This is a genomic window from Burkholderia sp. BCC0322 (genome assembly GCF_902833045.1).
Lineage (GTDB): Bacteria > Pseudomonadota > Gammaproteobacteria > Burkholderiales > Burkholderiaceae > Burkholderia.
The window spans coordinates 22,425-41,120 of record NZ_CADFDU010000013.1 but is presented as its reverse complement, the minus strand read 5'-3'; the positions used below and the strand labels follow the sequence as shown (position 1 = coordinate 41,120).

General features: G+C 68.6%; 19 protein-coding genes. 13 read left to right on the top strand and 6 right to left on the bottom strand.

Features of this window, described 5'->3' with window-relative positions; translation table 11 throughout:
* Positions 1–141: 141 nt before the first annotated feature.
* The gene (locus tag HWX39_RS28300; RefSeq protein WP_175971016.1) at positions 142–654 is read left to right on the top strand and encodes a winged helix DNA-binding protein; all 513 of its coding nucleotides are present in this window, start codon (positions 142–144) and stop codon (positions 652–654) included.
* 73 nt (positions 655–727) lie between these two features.
* Here HWX39_RS28300 and HWX39_RS28295 read toward each other — a convergent pair whose 3' ends face one another.
* Positions 728–1,336 (bottom strand): 5-formyltetrahydrofolate cyclo-ligase, encoded by a 609-nt coding sequence (locus tag HWX39_RS28295; RefSeq protein WP_175971015.1) that lies wholly within the window; start codon positions 1,334–1,336, stop codon positions 728–730.
* 8 nt (positions 1,337–1,344) lie between these two features.
* Here HWX39_RS28295 and HWX39_RS28290 point away from each other — a divergent pair, with 8 nt between their 5' ends.
* The 4 genes from HWX39_RS28290 to HWX39_RS28275 are packed head-to-tail and all read left to right on the top strand — an operon-like array spanning position 1,345 to position 6,246.
* Positions 1,345–3,297 carry a lytic transglycosylase domain-containing protein gene (locus tag HWX39_RS28290; protein ID WP_175971014.1) on the top strand — a complete coding sequence of 651 codons (1,953 nt, stop codon included), beginning with the start codon at positions 1,345–1,347 and terminating at the stop codon, positions 3,295–3,297.
* A 56-nt stretch (positions 3,298–3,353) separates the two neighbouring features.
* Entirely contained in the window at positions 3,354–4,313 is a 960-nt protein-coding gene (locus HWX39_RS28285) for a complex I NDUFA9 subunit family protein (RefSeq protein WP_175971013.1), read from the top strand.
* Positions 4,314–4,360: 47 nt separating this feature from the next.
* Positions 4,361–5,008 carry a glutathione S-transferase family protein gene (locus HWX39_RS28280; RefSeq protein ID WP_175971012.1) on the top strand — a complete coding sequence of 216 codons (648 nt, stop codon included), beginning with the start codon at positions 4,361–4,363 and terminating at the stop codon, positions 5,006–5,008.
* Positions 5,005–6,246, top strand: coding sequence for a multifunctional CCA addition/repair protein (locus HWX39_RS28275; RefSeq protein ID WP_175971011.1), 1,242 nt, complete (start codon positions 5,005–5,007; stop codon positions 6,244–6,246). The genes HWX39_RS28280 and HWX39_RS28275 overlap by 4 nt, the downstream gene beginning before the upstream one ends.
* Positions 6,247–6,278: 32 nt before the next feature.
* Here the strand turns inward: HWX39_RS28275 and HWX39_RS28270 are convergent, their stop codons facing one another.
* Positions 6,279–7,076 carry an XRE family transcriptional regulator gene (locus HWX39_RS28270; RefSeq protein ID WP_175971010.1) on the bottom strand — a complete coding sequence of 266 codons (798 nt, stop codon included), beginning with the start codon at positions 7,074–7,076 and terminating at the stop codon, positions 6,279–6,281.
* Positions 7,077–7,501: 425 nt separating this feature from the next.
* Between HWX39_RS28270 and HWX39_RS28265 the strand changes: the two genes are divergently transcribed.
* Positions 7,502–9,352: a M24 family metallopeptidase gene (locus HWX39_RS28265; protein ID WP_175971009.1), complete on the top strand. Its 1,851-nt coding sequence runs from the start codon at positions 7,502–7,504 to the stop codon at positions 9,350–9,352.
* 19 nt (positions 9,353–9,371) lie between these two features.
* On the opposite strand, the gene HWX39_RS28260 is transcribed toward HWX39_RS28265, so the two are convergent.
* The 4 genes from HWX39_RS28260 to flgA all read right to left on the bottom strand — a co-directional run bounded on the left by HWX39_RS28260 (position 9,372) and on the right by flgA (position 13,134).
* The gene (locus HWX39_RS28260) at positions 9,372–10,727 is read right to left on the bottom strand and encodes an SGNH/GDSL hydrolase family protein (RefSeq protein ID WP_175971008.1); all 1,356 of its coding nucleotides are present in this window, start codon (positions 10,725–10,727) and stop codon (positions 9,372–9,374) included.
* A gap of 171 nt (positions 10,728–10,898) precedes the next feature.
* The gene (locus HWX39_RS28255; RefSeq protein ID WP_175971007.1) at positions 10,899–11,339 is read right to left on the bottom strand and encodes a flagellar protein FlgN; all 441 of its coding nucleotides are present in this window, start codon (positions 11,337–11,339) and stop codon (positions 10,899–10,901) included.
* 72 nt (positions 11,340–11,411) lie between these two features.
* Positions 11,412–11,741, bottom strand: coding sequence for a flagellar biosynthesis anti-sigma factor FlgM (flgM, locus tag HWX39_RS28250; protein ID WP_175971006.1), 330 nt, complete (start codon positions 11,739–11,741; stop codon positions 11,412–11,414).
* A 118-nt stretch (positions 11,742–11,859) separates the two neighbouring features.
* Positions 11,860–13,134 (bottom strand): flagellar basal body P-ring formation chaperone FlgA, encoded by a 1,275-nt coding sequence (flgA, locus tag HWX39_RS28245; RefSeq protein ID WP_175971005.1) that lies wholly within the window; start codon positions 13,132–13,134, stop codon positions 11,860–11,862.
* Between the two features lie 204 nt (positions 13,135–13,338).
* Here flgA and flgB point away from each other — a divergent pair, with 204 nt between their 5' ends.
* The 7 genes from flgB to flgH are packed head-to-tail and all read left to right on the top strand — an operon-like array spanning position 13,339 to position 18,696.
* Positions 13,339–13,827 (top strand): flagellar basal body rod protein FlgB, encoded by a 489-nt coding sequence (gene flgB, locus HWX39_RS28240; protein ID WP_175971004.1) that lies wholly within the window; start codon positions 13,339–13,341, stop codon positions 13,825–13,827.
* A 40-nt stretch (positions 13,828–13,867) separates the two neighbouring features.
* A complete protein-coding gene (gene flgC, locus HWX39_RS28235) occupies positions 13,868–14,293 on the top strand; it encodes a flagellar basal body rod protein FlgC (protein WP_011353470.1) in 426 nt (141 codons plus the stop codon).
* Between the two features lie 55 nt (positions 14,294–14,348).
* On the top strand, positions 14,349–15,107 hold the full coding sequence (locus HWX39_RS28230) for a flagellar hook assembly protein FlgD (protein WP_175971003.1): 759 nt from the start codon (positions 14,349–14,351) through the stop codon (positions 15,105–15,107).
* A 33-nt stretch (positions 15,108–15,140) separates the two neighbouring features.
* A complete protein-coding gene (flgE, locus tag HWX39_RS28225) occupies positions 15,141–16,382 on the top strand; it encodes a flagellar hook protein FlgE (RefSeq protein ID WP_175971002.1) in 1,242 nt (413 codons plus the stop codon).
* Between the two features lie 19 nt (positions 16,383–16,401).
* Positions 16,402–17,160, top strand: coding sequence for a flagellar basal-body rod protein FlgF (flgF, locus tag HWX39_RS28220; RefSeq protein ID WP_175971001.1), 759 nt, complete (start codon positions 16,402–16,404; stop codon positions 17,158–17,160).
* Between the two features lie 34 nt (positions 17,161–17,194).
* A complete protein-coding gene (gene flgG, locus HWX39_RS28215) occupies positions 17,195–17,983 on the top strand; it encodes a flagellar basal-body rod protein FlgG (RefSeq protein ID WP_174953896.1) in 789 nt (262 codons plus the stop codon).
* A gap of 20 nt (positions 17,984–18,003) precedes the next feature.
* Positions 18,004–18,696 carry a flagellar basal body L-ring protein FlgH gene (flgH, locus tag HWX39_RS28210; RefSeq protein ID WP_175971000.1) on the top strand — a complete coding sequence of 231 codons (693 nt, stop codon included), beginning with the start codon at positions 18,004–18,006 and terminating at the stop codon, positions 18,694–18,696.

Below are 18,696 nucleotides of genomic sequence, written 5' to 3'. Positions count from 1 at the left end.
GCACGGTTCGGACGGCAATGTTAGCGCACATTGTCAATAAAATATCGACAACTTCCCAATAAGCGTTTTCGCCTAGCCCGTATGCCGGGGCTTCTGGCGTACACTCGGCACACCCTGTCAACCGGCTTGCTCCGCCTTTCCATGAAGCGTCCTGCGACCAAGATCGTGTCATCCGAACACCTCGTTTCCGATTCGAGCGCGGAGCTGTCGGAGCTCGAATACGGGCTCATCATGGCAGGCAACGCGTTCAACCGGTGGATGGTGCGCTGCATGTCGGCGGCCGGCGCGAAGGACATGACGGCGGTCGAGGTGTCGCTGCTGCATCACGTCAGCCATCGCGAACGCAAGAAGAAGCTCGCCGACATCTGCTTCGTGCTCAACATCGAGGATACGCACGTCGCGACCTATGCGCTGAAAAAACTGATCGCCCGCGGCTATGTGAAGAGCGAGAAGAGCGGCAAGGAAGTGTTCTTCTTCGCGACCGACGCGGGCCGCGACCTGTGCCTGAAGTACCGCGAGGTGCGCGAGCACTGCCTGATCGAGACGCTGAAGGACAGCGGGCTCACCAACGCGCAGATCGGCGACGCGGCGCAGTTGCTGCGCAACGCATCGGGCCTGTACGACACGGCCGCGCGCGCGGCGGCGTCGCTGTAAACGGTTGCGCCGGAGGGCGCGCGGCGGTGCGCGGACGGGCGGTGCGACGACCGGTGCGGTGCCGCCCGCCGTATCATCCGGCGGCCGGGTACAGCGCGCCGTCGGTCACGATCCAGCGCAGCGCGAGATCGTGCGCTTCGGCCGGCAGCGCCTCGACCCGGCACGCTTCATAGGCGATGCCGACCGTCACGGGCGGCTCGCTGCCCGGCCATGCGGCGAGCGTGCGGTCGTAGTAGCCGCCGCCGTAGCCGAGCCGGTAGCGCTGCAGATCGAATCCCAAGCAGGGAATCAGCAAAAGGTCGGGCACGACGACGATTCCCGACGCCGGTTCCGGAATCCGGTGATGACCTTCGCGCATCGGCGTGTGCGCGTCCCACGCATGGAACTCGAGCGGCGTGTGCCGCTCGTCGATCACGGGCAGCGCGGCCTGCCTGCCGGCCCCGGCCGCGCACCACGCGAGCACCGCATCGCGCGCATCGAATTCGCCCGGCAGCGGCCAGTAGAACCCGACCGTGCGCGGCGCGAGCCGTTCGAGCAGCGTGCGCAGCCGCGCGTCGAGCGCGGCGTTCGCGGCGGGTTGCGACGCGGCGTCGCGCCGCGCGCCGGACAGCGTTTTGCGTAGCGCAACCTTCGGGTTGGGCACAGGGTTGCGTGCTATGCTTTCGCTCACTTCGTGCTCCATTCAAAACGATGTCGAACAGCCTTTTCCGAGTATATCGCGCGGTCGCGCTGACGCTTTCGGCCACCGCGCTCGTCGCGGGCACGGCCGCGTGCGCCGCGCCGAACGACGATACGGTCGCCGGGGACGACCAGACCTTCGTGCAGCTTCGTGAAGCCGCGCGTCGCAACGACGCTGCGAAAGCCGCGCAGCTCGCGTCGATGATCCCGAACTATCCGGTACCGTCCTACGTCGAGTATTTCCAGATCAAGCCGCAGCTGTTCGATTCGACGGGCCGTGCGCGCGTGGACGCGCCGGACGCGCCCGTGCAGTCGTTCCTGCAGCGCTACGACGGCCAGGCGATCGCCGACCGCCTGCGCAACGACTACCTGCTCGTGCTCGGCGCGCGCCACGACTGGCGCAACTTCGACGAGCAATACAAGCGCTTCGTGCTCGACGACGACACGCAGGTCAAGTGCTATGCGCTCGAATCGCGCGCGGCGCGCGGCGAGAACGTCGCCGATGCGGCACGCGCGCTGCTCGTCGAGCCGAAGAATTACGGCGACGCGTGCGTCGACCTGATCACCGCGCTGACGGTCAACCAGCAGTTCACGAGCGACGACGTGTGGCAGCAGGCGCGCCTCGCGTACGAGCAGAACTACACGACGCTCGGCGGCAAGATCGTCGATGCGCTCGGCCCGCGCCCGGTCGGCTTCGACCAGGCGACGAGCGCGCCGCCGCTGTACCTCGCGCGCGGCGTCGGCCCCGACGCGACCTCGCACCAGCTCGCGCTGATCGCGCTCGGCCGCATGGCGCGCAACGATCCGGACGCGGCAGCCGGGATGCTGACGTCGGTCGCCGCGTCGCTGACCAAGCAGGAGCAGGCGATCGCGTGGGGTGCGATCGGCTACCAGGGCGCGATCAAGCGCTCGCCGCTCGCATCGGTCTGGTATGCGAAATCCACGAACGCGCCGCTGTCGAACCCGGGCTACGAATGGCGCACGCGCGCCGCGCTGCTCGCCGGCAACTGGCCGATGGTGCGCTGGTCGATCGAGCAGATGCCGCCGTCGCTGCGTGACGATCCGGCCTGGATCTACTGGCATGCGCGCGCGCTCAAGCAGAGCGGCGACACGCTGCAGGCGAACCAGGAATTCGAGCAGGTTGCGGGCCAGTTCAACTTCTACGGGCAGCTTGCCGGCGAAGAGCTCGGCCAGCGCACGACGATCCCGCCGCGCACGAAGGTGAGCGACGCCGAGATCGACGCGATGAGCAAGATTCCGGGCTTCGCGCTTGCGCAGCGTTTCTATGCGCTGAACCTGCGCCTCGAAGGCAACCGGGAATGGAACTGGCCGCTGCGCGGGATGACCGATCGCCAGTTGCTGGCCGCGGCCGAATACGGCAAGCGCGTCGACCTGCTCGACCGCACGGTCAACACGGCCGACCGCACGAAAGCCGAGCACGACTTCACGCTGCGCTACCCGTCGCCGTACCGCAATATCGTCGAACGCTACGCGCAGTCGACGGGCCTCGACACCGAATGGGCGTACGGGCTGATCCGCCAGGAGTCGCGCTTCATCACGAGCGCGCGTTCGTCGGTGGGCGCGGGCGGCCTGATGCAGCTGATGCCGGCCACCGCGCAGATGGTCGCGAAAAAGCTCGGGCTGGGCACGATCTCGCGCACGCAGATGCACGACATCGATACCAACATCCAGCTCGGCACCTGGTATCTGGCGGACATCTACAACAACTTCGACAGCTCGCCGGTGCTCGCCACGGCCGGCTACAACGCGGGCCCGGGCCGGCCGCGCCAGTGGCGCCAGGTGTTGACGCAGCCGGTCGAAGGCGCGATCTTCGCGGAAACGATTCCGTTCAACGAGACGCGCGACTACGTGAAGAACGTGCTGTCGAACACCGTGTACTACGCGGCGCTCTTCGAGGGCAAGCCGCAGTCGTTGAAGAAACGTCTAGGCATGATCTCGCCCTGATACGCAACTTCACACTGCCGCGCGAGACGCGGCAGTGTTCTTTCGAGGCCTCGAACATGGATCGCCAGACCGTCGCGCTGCTGGGCGGCACCGGCTTCATCGGCAGCCGGCTCGTCAATGCGCTGATCGAATCCGGCAAGCAGGTACGGATCGGCACGCGCCGGCGCGACCACGCACGCCACCTGCAGATGCTGCCGGTCGAAATCGTCGAGCTCGAAGCGCTCGACACGCGCACGCTCGCGCGCTTCGTCGCCGGCGCGCACGCGGCGATCAACCTGGTCGGCGTGCTGCACGGCGGCCGCGGCACGCCGTACGGGCCCGGCTTCGAGCGCGCGCACGTCACGCTGCCGGCCGCGCTCGCGACCGCCTGCACCGAGGCGGGCGTGCGGCGCGTGCTGCACATGAGCGCGCTCGGCGCCGATTCGCACGGCCCGAGCATGTACCAGCGCTCGAAGGGCGACGGCGAGGCCGCGCTGCATGCGATCGCGGCGACCGACTCGCTCGCGCTGACGATCTTCCGCCCGTCGGTCGTGTTCGGCCCCGGCGATGCGTTCCTCAACACGTTCGCGAACCTGCAGCGCAGCGTGCCCGTGCTGCCGCTCGCGATGCCGGACGCGCGCTTCCAGCCCGTCTTCGTCGGCGATGTCGTGCGCGCGTTCGTCAACGCGCTCGATCTCGCGGCCGCACACGGCAAGACCTACGAACTCGGCGGCCCGACCGTCTACACGCTCGAGCAACTGGTGCGCTATTGCGGCACGCTGGTCGGCCGGCAGGCCCGCATCGTACGGCTGCCCGACGCGCTCGCGCGGCTGCAGGCGAGCGTGTTCGAATGCCTGCCCGGCGAGCCCGTGCTCACGCGCGACAACCTCGCGACGATGTCGGTGCCGAACGTGCTGTCGGGGCCGCTCGCGCCGGAGCTCGGGATCTCGCCCGCGAGTCTCGAAAGCATCGCGCCCGCGTATCTCGGCCATGCCGCGCAGCGCTCCCGGTTCGACTGGTTCCGCTCGCGCCGCTAGCCCGGCAGCGTCTTCCTTTCCATCTTCGCGTTATCCGGAACACCGTCATGAAACTCGTCATTGGAGACAAGAACTACTCGTCGTGGTCGATGCGCCCGTGGCTGCTGCTCGCGCATTTCGGCATTCCGTTCGACGAGATCGCGATCGAGCTGCGCCGCGATGACACGGCCGCACGCATCCGCGAGTATTCGCCGTCCGGCAAGGTGCCGTGCCTGGTCGACGACCACGGCGTCGCGATCTGGGATTCGCTCGCGATCGCCGAGACGCTCGCCGAACGTTATCCGCAGTTTCCGATGTGGCCGGCCGATCCGCTCGAGCGCGCGCATGCGCGCTGCATCGCGGCCGAGATGCATTCGGGTTTTGCGGCGCTGCGCACGCAGATGGGCATGAACGTGCGCGCGTCGATGCCGGGGCGCGGTGCGACGCCCGACGCGCTCGCCGATGTCGCACGCATCGATGCGCTGTGGAGCGCGTGTCTCGAGGCGTCGGGCGGGCCGTTCCTGTTCGGCGAATTCGGGATCGCCGATGCCATGTACGCGCCCGTCGTGATGCGCTTCAATACGTACGCGCCGGGCCTGTCGCCGGAAGCGGCCGGTTATGCGGCCCGCGTGACGGCGCTGCCGGCCGTCCAGCGCTGGATCGACGCCGCGCGCCGCGAAACGAACGTGATTGCCGAGTACGAGCCGACGCCATGAACATCTACGCAGTAGGCGGCGCCATCCGCGACGCATTGCTCGGCATGCCCGTGCAGGACCGCGACTACGTGGTGGTGGGCGCGACCCCCGAGCAGATGGCCGCGCAGGGGTTCCGGCCGGTCGGCAAGGATTTCCCGGTATTCCTGCATCCGCGGACGCAGGAGGAGTACGCGCTCGCGCGCACCGAGCGCAAGACGGCGGCCGGCTATCACGGCTTCCAGTTCCACTACGCGCCGGACGTGACGCTCGACGAGGATCTCGCGCGGCGCGACCTGACGATCAACGCGATGGCGCGCGAGGTGAGCCCGGAGGGCGAACTGGTCGGGCCCGTGATCGATCCGTTCGACGGGCAGGCCGACCTGCGCGCGCGCGTGTTCCGGCATGTGAGCGATGCGTTCGTCGAGGATCCGGTGCGGATCCTGCGCATCGCGCGCTTCGCCGCGCGGTTCGCGGATTTCACGGTCGCGGACGAAACGCTCGCGCTGATGCGGCGAATGGTCGACGCGGGCGAGGTCGACGCGCTCGTGCCCGAGCGCGTGTGGCAGGAAATCGCCCGCGGGCTGATGGAGGCGAAGCCGTCGCGGATGTTCGCGGTGCTGCGCGCATGCGGCGCGCTCGCGCGCGTGCTGCCCGAAGTCGATGCGTTGTGGGGCGTGCCGCAGCGCGCCGACTACCACCCGGAGGTCGACACCGGCGTGCACGTGATGATGGTGGTGGACTATGCGGCGAAGCAGGGTTATTCGCTGCCGGTGCGCTTCGCGGCGCTCACGCACGATCTCGGCAAGGCGACGACGCCTGCCGACGTGCTGCCGCGCCACATCGGCCACGAGGGCCGCAGCGTCGACCTGCTCAAGCCGTTGTGCGAGCGGCTGCGCGTGCCGAACGAATGCCGCGATCTCGCGCTCGTGGTCGCGCGCGAGCACGGCAACCTGCATCGCGTGATGGAGATGGGCGCGGCCGAGCTGGTGCGGCTGTTCGAGCGCAGTGACGCACTGCGCAAGCCGGCGCGTTTCGCCGAGATGCTGCAGGCATGCGAATCGGATGCGCGCGGTCGGCTCGGGCTCGAAGCCCAGCCGTATCCGCAGGCCGAGCGGCTGCGCGTCGCGCTCGCGGCCGCGCGCAGCGTCGATGCCGGCGCAATCGCGCGCGGCATCGGCAATGACACGGAGAAGATCAGGGACGCCGTGCATCGCGCACGGATCGAGGCCGTCGCGCAGGCGCTCGAGATCGGCGAATAGGGGGCGGGAAGGGGGCACGTCGCGCGCCTTCCTCACGCCAACCGTTTCGACTTCTTCTTGCGCGCCGGCTTGGCGGCCGCCGGACGTTTGCCGGCGGATACGCGCGGCTTGGCCGCCGCCTTCTTGTCTTTTCCATTCGCGCCGGCGTCGCGATCGCGCTCCGCCCGCCTGGGCGCCGGCCCGCGGCGGCTCGCGCGCGGTTCGCCCGGCGTCGCGCGCGCGGCGGGCGCCGGTTCCCTGGGATCCATCGTCGCGGACACGAACCCGGCGCCACGGTCGTCGAACAGCGGCAGCGTGCCGACCGCGATCACCTCGGCCGGCCCGTCACCCACGTTGGCGACCCGATGCCGCTTGCGCGCGTCGAAGTGCAGCGAGTCGCCGGGCGACAGCGGGTAATCCTTCTTGCCGACCGTGAAGCAGATCCGGCCGGCCAGCACGTACACGAATTCGTCGCCGCCGTGCGCGACCCATTCCGATCGGTAGCCTTCCATCATCCGCACCTTGAGCGCGTTGATCTGGCTGCCGTCGAACGTGGTGGAGAGGCGTTCGTACCACTGCGACGACGCGTCGAGCGCGTACGGCCTGCGGCGGCCCGCGTGCGAATTGGGCTGCGCCTGGCGCGGCTGCTCGATCAGCGCGCCGAGCGGCACGTCGAGTGCCTTCGCGACGTTGACGAGCGACGACAGCGAGATGCCCGTGAGGTGGCGCTCGACCTGGGACAGGAACCCGACCGAGAGTTTCGCTTCGGTCGCGACTTCCAGCAGCGTCTTCTTCGCTTCCCGGCGCAGGCGGCGAATGCGCTGGCCGATACGCATGATGTCTGAATCCATGAATCTCTTTCGTGACAACGAGTCGGGAGGCGGGCGGACGGGCGGTGCAGTCGCCGGACGGTGATTTCCGCGCATCGCACGAAGCACGGCCGTCGGGACGGCGGTGCCGGCGAATTGTACCGCGCGGTGTCGCCGGGTGAATGCTCGTTGTGCCGGGATGCGCGGGCGCCGCGCCGATTTTAGCCCTACGAAAATTTTAGCTTGACCTCAATTTCGGCGTGCTCTAGATTCTGTCGCGAGTATCAAAAAAAGTTAAGTGAGACGAAATATTTTTAAAGGCCTGCTGCCGGAACGGCATGGCGGCACGGCACCGCGCCGGGCCGAGCGTCCACCCGCAGCGGCGCCGTGCCGCGCCAGGCCTGCCTCGGGTCTGCACCCCGCCGCGTCACCGCCGGCCGCCGACAACAATGCATAACGGGCTTCCGATGATCGATCGACTGAAATACAGCTTCTCCGGCCTTCCACCGTACGACGCATCCGTCGTCGACACGCAGGCGGGCTTGTCGCGCCTGCTCGATGCCGCGCGGCTCGACGCGGTGCTGGTCACGTCGCAGGACGAATACGTGACCGAGTACCTGCCGCTCGCCAACAATCCGCGCTACGCAGTATCGGGTTTCGACGGCTCGGCCGGTTGCGGGATCTTCCTGAGCACGGCAACCGCGCAGGCGCTCGATCTGCCCCCGTTCGTGCTGTTCGTCGACGGCCGCTATCACCTGCAGGCGGAACGGCAGTGCGATCCGGCGCGCGTGCGTATCGAGAAGCTCGGGATGAACGTGACGATCTGGCAGGCGATGGCCGACTGGCTGCTCGCGCACGGCAGCCGGCTCGCCCGGGTCGGCTACGACGCGCGGCGGATCAGCGTCGCGCAGCGCGATCGTCTGTTCGAACAGACGCAGGCCGCGTCGCTCGACTGGACGAGCCTCGCCGACCGGGAAATCGATCGTGCGATCGCATTGCCGGGCTGGGTCGTCGAGCGGCCGATCTTCGAAGTGCCGGAATCGGCGACCGGCCTGAGCGTCGCGCAGAACCTCGACACGCTGAACCGCAAGCTCGCCGCGCATACCGGCGCGCCGGACGGCAAGACCGCGTTCTTCACCTGCGCGTCGGACGATCTTGCGTATCTGCTGAACAGCCGCGGCTATCACATCCCGAATGCATCGTCGCATCTCGGTTTCCTGTTCGCGGTCGGCGCCGAGGTGGCGTTGTTCCTGCCGGAAGGCTGCGACCGCTGCGAGGTCGCACTCGAGTCGTATCCGGCGCTGCACGTGATCCGGCGCGACGTCGCGGCGCTCGAGCGCTTCCTTGCCCGGTTCGACGTCGAGCACGTGTGCTACGGCTTCGAATCGGTGAACTGCGCGCTCGTCGACGCGGTGAAGCGGGTGTGGCCGCACGCGCGGCATGCCGACTTCAACCCGGTCGAGGCGATGCGGGCCGGCAAGACGCCGGCGGTGCTCGACCGGTTCCGCGACGCGTTCGCGCGCAGTTCCGCGGCGATCGCCGAGACGATGCGCTGGGCGAAGGCCGGCGAGCCGGGCGCACGCCATACCGAATACGACCTGGCGCGCACGATCAACGACGCGTATGGCGCGCGTTCGGCGGTCGCGCTGACGTTTCCGTCGATCGCGGCGAACGGCGCGAACAGCGCGTTCGCGCATTACACGGCGGCGAGCGCCGACGTCGAGCTGACGGAAGGCGAACTCGTGCTGCTCGACAGCGGCGCCTACTACGAAGCCGGTTTCGCGACGGACTGCACGCGCGTGGTGCTGCGCCGGACCCGGCCGGATACGGTCGCGCAGCCGTGGCAGCGCGAGATCTACACGGTCGCGCTGAAGGCCTGCATCAAGGGGCTCGTCACGCGCTTCCCGAGCACCGCAACCGGCGGCGACGTCGATGCGCTCGTGCGGCAGGTGTGCCGCGACCACGGCCACGATTTCGGCCACGGCACCGGGCACGGCGTCGGGATTCACGTGCACGAGGGCGGCGTGCGGTTCGCGCCGGGCGCGAAGTACGGGCTCGTGCCGAATGCGGTGATTTCGATCGAGCCCGGCATCTACGTGCCGGGCAAGGGCGGCGTGCGGATCGAGAACATCGTGATCATCCGCCAGGACGACGCGCAGCCGGATACCGTCACGTTCGAGAACATCGTGACGGTCGGCTACGACTGGGACCTGATCGATCTCGACCTGCTCGACGACGACGAGCGCGCGTACCTGCGCGACTACGAGCGGCTGTGCGTGGCGCGCGGCACGCAGGTCACCGCGTGTCCGCTGCTGTAAGCGCCGCCGCGCGCGCCCGTCAGTTCAGCAGGCGTGCACGCACGAACGGCGCGATCCGCTCGGCGAGCCACGCATGCGTGCGCGTGGTCGGGTGCAGCGTGTCCCAGAACACGAAGCGCGCCGGATCGCGGCAGTCCGCACGCGGGGTCTGGGCGCTCAGGTAGGTGAGCGACGACGGCTTCGGGATGTCGAGGCACGAACGCTTCGCGTCGTCGAAGCCGTACTGGGCCGGATGGCTCAGCAGGTCGTCGAACAGCGCGGACGCATCGAATACCTCGAGCCGCAGCGTCGCGCCGTAGCGGGCGCGCAGCGCGGCGGCCGCGTCGGCGAGGCGCTGGTTGTAGTCCTTGACCTGCGCGGCGACACTCGCGGTGTCGGTGCGGGTCGCAAACACAGGCGCGCGCGACACGTCCGGCAGCGTGACGAGCAGGATCCGCGTCGCGCCGGCCGCGGCGAGCCGCTCGAGGCTGTCGCGCACCGCATTCGCCGCCTGCTCGGGGGAACGCCCGTAGTTCACCAGGTCGTTGCCGCCCGCGAACACCGCGAACAGCGTGTTGGCGGGCCGGTAGTCCGGCGCGCGATCCATGTATTCGCGCCACGAATCGACCTGCTGCACGAGGCCCGGCACGACGAGGTACTGGTCGGTCGCCGCGCCACCGATCGCCCAGTTGTAGAACGGCAGCCGCAGCGCGTTCGCGAGATATTCGGCCCACACCGGGCCGTTGCTGAAGCGTCCCGCCTGCCAGCTCGTGCCGTTCGGCAGCTTCCACTGGCTCGCGCTGAACATGTTCTGCGTGTCGGACAGGCTGTCGCCGAACACGATCAGCTTGTTGACGCGCGTGTCCTGCTGCGCGGCGTCGATGGTCCACACCGTGTAGTTGAACGACAGCGCGTTGTTGGCCGCGACCGCCTGCACGAGGTCGGTCCTGATGCCTTTCGCGGAGAGCGTCTTGCGGCACACGTCGGCGAGCGTGTCCTGCGTCGTCGTGCTGTAGAACATGTTCTTCCACTGCGTGATGCCGTCCGCCCACCAGTAGCCGGACACGCGATACCAGTCGCCGCCGGCGGGGTTGCGCGCCCATTCGTAGGTCGCGGCCGGCTTCAGCGGATCGGCGTCGATCCGGTACCAGCAGCGCAAGTACGTGTAGGTGTCGGAGCCGCGGCGCGATGCGCGCGGCGTGGCGCCCGGCGGGCTCGATGCGGCCGGCGGCGCGATGTCGGGGCCGGCCGGCGACAGCGACATGTCGCCCGTCGGCGTGGGCAGCGGCGCGGGCCCGGCGGCCTGCGCGGCGGGGAGCGTCAATGCGGCGCCGAGTGCCGCGACGGCGGAGGCGGTGGCGACGCGGGACGAAAACGGAATGCGGAAAACTGGCATGCGGCCCTCTTCTGATTGTCGTGACGGGACGGCGGCGCGGCTGCGCGGCCGTGTATCGGAAGGGACCGTGAGTGCCGGGCTCGGGCCCGGTCTGTCGAAACGTGCGAGGCCGCGCATGGCGGCGAGAGGCGGAACGTACGGTGGCGGCGCTGCCGCCGGTCAGTCAGTGCTTCAGCGCGTGAGTGCCGACACGCGCCCGTCGGGGCCGTAGACGCCGGCCGGCGCGGGGGCCGAGCGAAGTACCGCGAGCGCGCGCTCGTTGTAGTCCATCCGGATCCGGATCAGCATCCCGTTGTTCGCATTGGCCTGGCGCGCGCGTTCGGCGGACTGCTGCAGCAACTGCCAGCGGCCGGCGAGGCGGGCATCGCGCTCGGCGGCCTGGTCCATCCCCTTCTTGCCGGCCGGAAAACCGAGTGCGGAAAGCTGCGTGTCGCGCGTGCGTTCGAGCTGCGCGAGCCGGTCGATCAGCTCGCTTTTCTTCTCGACGATCCCGGGCAGCATCTCGAGCGGCTGGGCCATCGTCAGCGCCTTTTCCTCGTACGCGAGCAGGGACGCGAACGCCTCGACCGTCGCGTGTTCGTCGTTGACCGTGGCCAGCAGCTCTTCTTTCATCGCGTCATGCTCGTCGCGCCGGCGCGGGTAGGCGCGCCGGCAAACCGGGGGGCCGACCTAGCGAGGCCGGCTTCAGTTGCCCGGGCGCTGCTGCTGCAGCAGCTCTCGGGCGGTATTCAATACGCCGTCGGCGATCTTGTTCGCGTCGATCGTCAGCGTGCCGTTGTTCAGCGCGTCCTTGATCGACTGGACCAGGCCCGTGTCGATATCGCCGTTGCCGGACGCGGATACCGAGCGCAACTGGCCGGACAGACCCGACAGGTTCACGCTCGTGTCATCGCCGGTCGACCCCGCATCGGCCGCCTGCGCGGACGAAGACGAGGCCGTGCCGGATTGCGCACGGGTCGCGCCGTTGCCGGTCGGCGCCAGGGGGCTCGGGTTCGGAGTGGAATCGATCTTCACGATGGGTTTCCTGTTCGGTTTGACCCAGATAACGGCCGGGTCGGCCCGAACTTTAGCATCGCGAGCCCGAAATGCCCCGAATAAACAATTCTTTACATTCTTGCCATGAGATCCGTCCCTATAACGGAATTTCCACGGTGCCGGCGTCCTTGACGATTGCCGTGACGATCTGGCCCGCCGCCATCCGCACCCGCACCGACTGGCCGGGCGCCGCATTCGCCAGCGCGCTGCCCTCGGCCGAAATCGTGAAGCCGGGCCCGGCCGCGACCACCCGCACCGTCTGGCCGGCCGACACCGACGCCGCGCTCTTCAGCAGGTCCTGCCGCAGCGGCAGCCCGGCCGAGATGCGCGCGAGCGCGGTCGCGCCGATCGCCTGCGCCGGATCGGTGATCACCGCGAGCGGCAGCACCGTCAGGTCGCCGTCGCGGGCGACCAGGTCGGCCGCGGAAAGCGGCTCGCCGGGCGCGATCTGGCGCGCGGCGACGTAGTAGGTGGCCTGCACGGTGACTTTCGCCTGCAGGTAGACGGTCCACGGCCGCTCGCCCGCGCAGCGCACGCCGACCGTCGTGCGGCCCCACAGGCGCGCGCCGGTCGGCATGAACGGTTCGAGCGTGGTGCACGCGGCGAGCCCGCGCGGAAACGCGGTCGTGACCGTGGCGGTGGCCTTGCCGGGCAGGCCCGCGATCTGCTGCTGCAGGAACGCGAGGGCCGCGCGGCGGATCGACTCGGGATCCTGCTGGCCGGGCGGCGTCGCGGGCTGGGCCGCGTTGGCGGCATTGGCCGCCGGGGCCGGGTTCGCGGAAACCGGGACGGCGCGCGCGGCCGACGCGGCGCGGGCCGCCGCCAGGCGCGCGGCCATGGCCGGCTGTGGGGCCGGCCTTACGGAATTCGACGCGGGTTCGGCCGTGCCGGCGACGACCGTCGCGATCGCGTTCGGATCGGCGGCGCGCGGCGCGCCATATCCGGTTCCGGCGTTCATGCGGGCGGCTGCGTAGACAGGGCGAGGCGCTGGCGCAGGAGCCGGCGGTGGGACGGTCGTCACGACCATCGTGCCCGCCGGTTGCGCTGCGTAGCCGGTGCCGGACGCGCCGGCGGCGACACCCGCGCTCCCACCCGCGCCGCTCGCCGCGCGCCCCGTGTCCGGCGCCAGTCCCGAACCCGGCGCCAGTCCCGAACCCGGCGCCATCGCCGCATTCCCGCCGAACTGCCCGCCGCTCGCCGCATTGGCGTGCGCGAGCGCGGTTTCGGCCGTCTCGCCGCCCCCGGGAATCACGATCATCGCGTCGTCCGCGTGCGCGGCGGGGGTGGCGATCCACAGCGCCGCGGCGAGCGCAAACGCACGCCGGACGTGCGTGAGCCGCCCGTTCCTTTCGCGAAGTGCGCTGCCAGTCATCGCCGTATCCCCGATCCGTTGCTCCGCTTCGCATTCTAGGGAGCGGGGCGGTCGCGCAAACGATGAATAGAGGGGGCCTTTGCCGCGTTATTCGCCCGATTGCCGGTTGCGTCCGACGCCTACCATCGCTGTCATGGAAAAAAGCCTCTCGAGTCGCCATCCGGCGCGAGGGGCGTGCAGCGCTTCATACGGAGAGACGCACACATGCTGGACAAACTCGATGCGGAATTCGCGTTCGGCCGCCAGGCGCTGGACGTGCGCGCCTACCGGCAGGAACTGCTGTCGTCGAACATCGCGAACTCCGACACGCCCGGCTACCAGGCCCGCGACGTCGATTTCGCATCGACGCTCGCGCGCTCGCTGAAGCAGGCGGGCGGCGGCCTCGCGCCGAGCAACGCGGCGCAATTGCCGATGGCGCAGCCGGCCGGCGTGACGAGCGGGATGTCGATGGTGTCGACGGCGGCGGGCCACATGGCCGGCACCGCGAAGCTGATCCCGACGGGCGGCCCGTCGGACGACTACGGCCGTGCGCAATACCGGATGCCGCTGCAGCCGGCGCTCGACGGCAACACGGTCGATCTCGACGTCGAGCGCGTGCAGTTCGCGAACAACGCGTTGCACTACCAGACCGGGATGACCGTGATGACCCAGCAGATCAAGGCGATGATCGCCGCGATCACGTCGAACCAGTGACGGCGCGCACCGCGTCCGAATCCGAGCAAAAGGAGCTTCCATGCCTTCGTTGATGAACATCTTCGGCGTCGCCGGCTCGGCGCTGTCCGCGCAGTCGCAGCGCCTGAACGTCACCGCGTCGAACCTGGCGAACGCCGACAGCGCGACCGGCCCCGACGGCAAGCCGTACAAGGCCAAGCAGGTCGTGTTCGCGACCGACCCGATCGGCGGCGCGCGCACCGCGTCCGGCCAGGGCGTGGGCGGCGTGCGCGTGACGAAGGTGATGGACGACCCGTCGCCGATGAAGTCGACCTACGACCCGTCGAACCCGGCCGCCGATTCGAACGGCTACGTGCAGATGCCGAACGTCGATCCGGTGCAGGAGATGGTGAACATGATCTCGGCATCGCGCTCGTACCAGGCCAACGTCGAGACGCTGAACACCGCGAAGACGCTGATGCTCAAGACGCTGACGATCGGCTCGTAAGCCGCGCGCCGACCGACCTTACAGACTCGACAGTTCCGACAGAAGGCCACCCAGGATGACTTCCTCCAGCACGACGATCGGCAGCAACGGCACCAACGTGTCGAACCTGCCGACCGACACGATGAACACCAACAACGTGTCGAACACCAACGGCACGTCGGCGAGCGACCTGCAGGCGACGTTCCTGAAGCTGCTCGTCACGCAGCTGCAGAACCAGGATCCGACCAGCCCGGTCGACAGCTCGCAGATGACGTCGCAGCTCGCGCAGATCAACACGGTGAGCGGCATCGCGCAGCTGAACACGTCGCTCACGTCGCTGTCTTCGCAGCTCACGGCGGGCCAGCAGACGCAGGCCGCGCTGTTGATCGGCACGAACGTGCTCGCGCCGGGCAACGCGGTCGCGGTGAAGAGCGGCGCGGCGTCGCCGTTCGGCGTGTCGCTCGCGAGTTCGGTGTCGAACCTGACGATCACCGTGAAGAACGCGGCGGGCACCGTGGTGAACACGATCAACGCGGGCGCGCAGTCGGCCGGCACCGTGCCGTTCAACTGGACGCCGACCGACGCGGCGGGCAACGCACTGCCGGACGGCAAGTACACCGTCAGCGCGTCGTACACCGACAGCAACGGCACGCCGCAGCCGGCCACGACGCTCGCGGCGTCGACCGTGCAGAGCGTGATCAAGCAGGCGGACGGCACGGCGGGGCTCGTGCTGTCGAACGGCGCGACCGTGGGGCTGACCCAGGTTGCGTCGATTTTCCCGAATACCACGTCGTCCGCGTCGAATTCGTCCGGCAGCGGCACCCCCTCCAACTGATACTGATCGAGCAATCTCGAAACGGAGACCGAAATGGGTTATCAACAGGGTCTGAGCGGCCTGTCGGGTGCATCGAACGCGCTCGACGTGATCGGCAACAACATCGCGAACGCGAACACGGTCGGCTTCAAGTCGAGCACCGCGCAGTTCGCCGACATGTATGCGAACTCGGTCGCGACGTCGACCAACACGCAGATCGGCATCGGCACGTCGCTGAACGCGGTGGCGCAGAATTTCGGCCAGGGCACGATCAACACGACGAGCTCGTCGCTCGACGTCGCGATCAACGGCAACGGCTTCTTCCAGATGTCGAACAACGGCGTGACGACGTACTCGCGCGACGGCACGTTCCAGCGCGACAAGAACGGCTTCATCGTCGACTCGCAAGGCCGTAACCTGATGGGCTACGCAGCCAACAACGGCGGCGTGATCAACACCGCGCAGACCGTGCCGCTGCAGGCGCCGACGACCAACATCGCGCCGACCGCGACGACCAAGATCTCCGCGCAGTTCAACCTGAACTCGCAGGACGCGGTGCCGGCCAAGACGCCGTTCAGCGCGACCGACAACACGACCTACAACTACTCGACGTCGATCCAGGTGTACGACTCGCTCGGCGGTTCGCAGGCGGTCAACATGTACTTCGTGAAGTCGGCGGCCGGCACGTGGGAAGCGTACGCGGGCGTGCAGGGCGGCGCCACGACCGATCTCGGCACGGTCAACTTCAATTCGTCGGGCGCGATCCAGAGCACGACCACGGGCACGCCGCCCACGCCGACCACGTCGGTCGGCCAGTTCCAGTTCACGGTGCCGAACACCGACGGCTCGGCGACGCCGCAGAGCCTCACGCTCGACCTGACCGGCACGACGCAGTACGGCGGCAAGGACGGCGTGAACAACCTCGCGCAGGACGGCTACGCGAGCGGCACGCTGACGACCTACACGATCGGCACCGACGGCAAGCTGACCGGCAACTACTCGAACGGCCAGACCGCCGTGCTCGGCCAGATCGCGCTTGCGAACTTCAACAACCCGAACGGGCTGGTGAACCTCGGCGGCAACCAGTACGCGGAAAGCTCCGCGTCGGGCGTGCCGCAGATCTCGGCGCCGGGCAGCACGAACCACGGCAAGCTGCAGGGCAGCGCGCTGGAAAACTCGAACGTCGACCTGACGTCGCAGCTCGTCAACCTGATCACCGCGCAGCGCAACTACCAGGCGAACGCGCAGACGATCAAGACGCAGCAGACCGTCGACCAGACGCTCATCAACCTGTAAGCGCGGATAACGGGCAGCCATGGACCGACTGATCTACACGGCGATGACGGGTGCGTCGCAGTCGCTCGACCAGCAGGCGATCGTCGCGAACAACCTCGCGAACGCGTCGACGACGGGCTTTCGCGCGCAACTCGCGACGTATCGCGCGGTGCCGATGAATTTCGGCGACGGCAGCGCGATCGACCCGACGACGACGCGCACCTACGTGCTCGCGTCGACGCCCGGCGCCGACTACGCGCCGGGTCCGATCACGCGCACCGGCAACCCGCTCGACGTCGCCGTGCAGGGCGCGGGCTGGCTGGCGGTGCAGGCGGCCGACGGCAGCGAGGCGTACACGCGCGCCGGCAACCTGCACGTCGACGAGAACGGCCAGTTGGTCAACGCGAGCAACCTGCCGGTGGTCGGCAATGGCGGCCCGATCTCGGTGCCGCCGAACGCGGAAGTGACGATCGGCAAGGACGGCACGATTTCCGCGCTGATGCCGGGCGACCCGCCGACGGCGGTCGCGATCGTCGACCAGATGAAGCTCGTCAATCCCGATCCGGCCACGCTCACGCGCGGCAACGACGGGTTGTTCCGCACCGCCGACGGCAATCCGGCCGATGCCGACCCGAACGTGGTCGTCACGCCGAATTCGCTCGAAGGCAGCAACGTCAACCCGGTGACCGCGATGGTCGCGATGATCGACAACGCGCGCGCGTTCCAGCTTCAGTCGAAGCTGATCCAGACGGCCGACCAGAACGAGCAGTCGGCGAACCAGCTGCTCAACTTCAGCTGAGCGCCCGCGCCAGCCAACGCAGGAGACCTGACAAGTGAACCGTTCGCTCTACATCGCCGCCACCGGCATGAATGCGCAGCAGGCGCAGATGGACGTGATTTCGAACAACCTCGCGAACACCAGCACGAACGGCTTCAAGGCGTCGCGCGCGGTGTTCGAGGATTTGCTGTACCAGACCATCCGCCAGCCGGGCGCGAACTCGACGCAGCAGACCGAGCTGCCGTCGGGCCTGCAGCTCGGCACCGGCGTGCAGCAGGTCGCCACCGAGCGCCTGTACACGCAGGGCGGCCTCACGCAGACCGGCAACTCGAAGGACGTCGCGATCAACGGCGCGGGCTTCTTCCAGGTGCTGATGCCGGACGGCACGAACGCATACACGCGCGACGGCTCGTTCCAGACCAACGCGCAGGGCCAGCTCGTCACGTCGAGCGGCTACCAGATCCTGCCGGCGATCACGATCCCGCAGAACGCGACGTCGCTGACGATCGGCAAGGACGGCGTCGTGACGATCACGCAGGCCGGCTCGACCAATTCGGTGCAGATCGGCTCGCTGCAGGTCGCGACCTTCATCAACCCGGCCGGTCTCGAAGCGCGCGGCGAGAACCTGTTCTCCGAGACGACCTCGTCGGGTGCGCCGAACGTGTCGCAGCCGGGCCTGAACGGCGCGGGCACGCTCAGCCAGAACTACGTCGAATCGTCGAACGTGAACGTCGTGCAGGAGCTCGTCAACATGATCCAGACGCAGCGTGCCTACGAGATCAACAGCAAGGCCGTGACGACGTCCGACCAGATGCTGCAGACCGTCACGCAGATGAAGAGCTAACCGGAACACCCGTCGTCGCCATGAAGCAGGTTCGCCTCCTCCCGTCAGCCACCGTCCGCGCCGCATGCGCGGTCGCGGTGGCGGCGTTCGCCGCCGGTTGCGCGCAGATTCCGCGCGATCCGATCATCCAGCAGCCGATGACGGCGCAGCCGCCGATGCCGATGTCGATGCAGGCGCCCGGCTCGATCTACAACCCCGGCTACGCGGGGCGGCCGCTGTTCGAGGATCAGCGGCCGCGCAACGTCGGCGACATCCTGACGATCATGATCGCGGAGAACATCAACGCGACCAAGTCGTCGGGCGCGAACACGAACCGGCAGGGCAACACCGACTTCAACGTGCCGACGGCCGGCTTCCTCGGCGGGCTGTTCGCGAAGGCGAACCTGTCGGCGACCGGCAACAACAAGTTCGCGGCGACCGGCGGCGCGAGCGCGGCGAACACGTTCAACGGCACGATCACGGTGACCGTCACCAACGTGCTGCCGAACGGCAATCTCGTGGTCAGCGGCGAGAAGCAGATGCTGATCAACCAGGGCAACGAATTCGTGCGCTTCTCGGGGGTCGTCAACCCGAACACGATCTCGGGCGCGAACTCCGTCTACTCGACGCAGGTCGCCGACGCGAAGATCGAATACTCGTCGAAGGGCTACATCAACGAAGCCGAGACGATGGGCTGGCTGCAGCGCTTCTTCCTCAACATCGCGCCGTGGTGA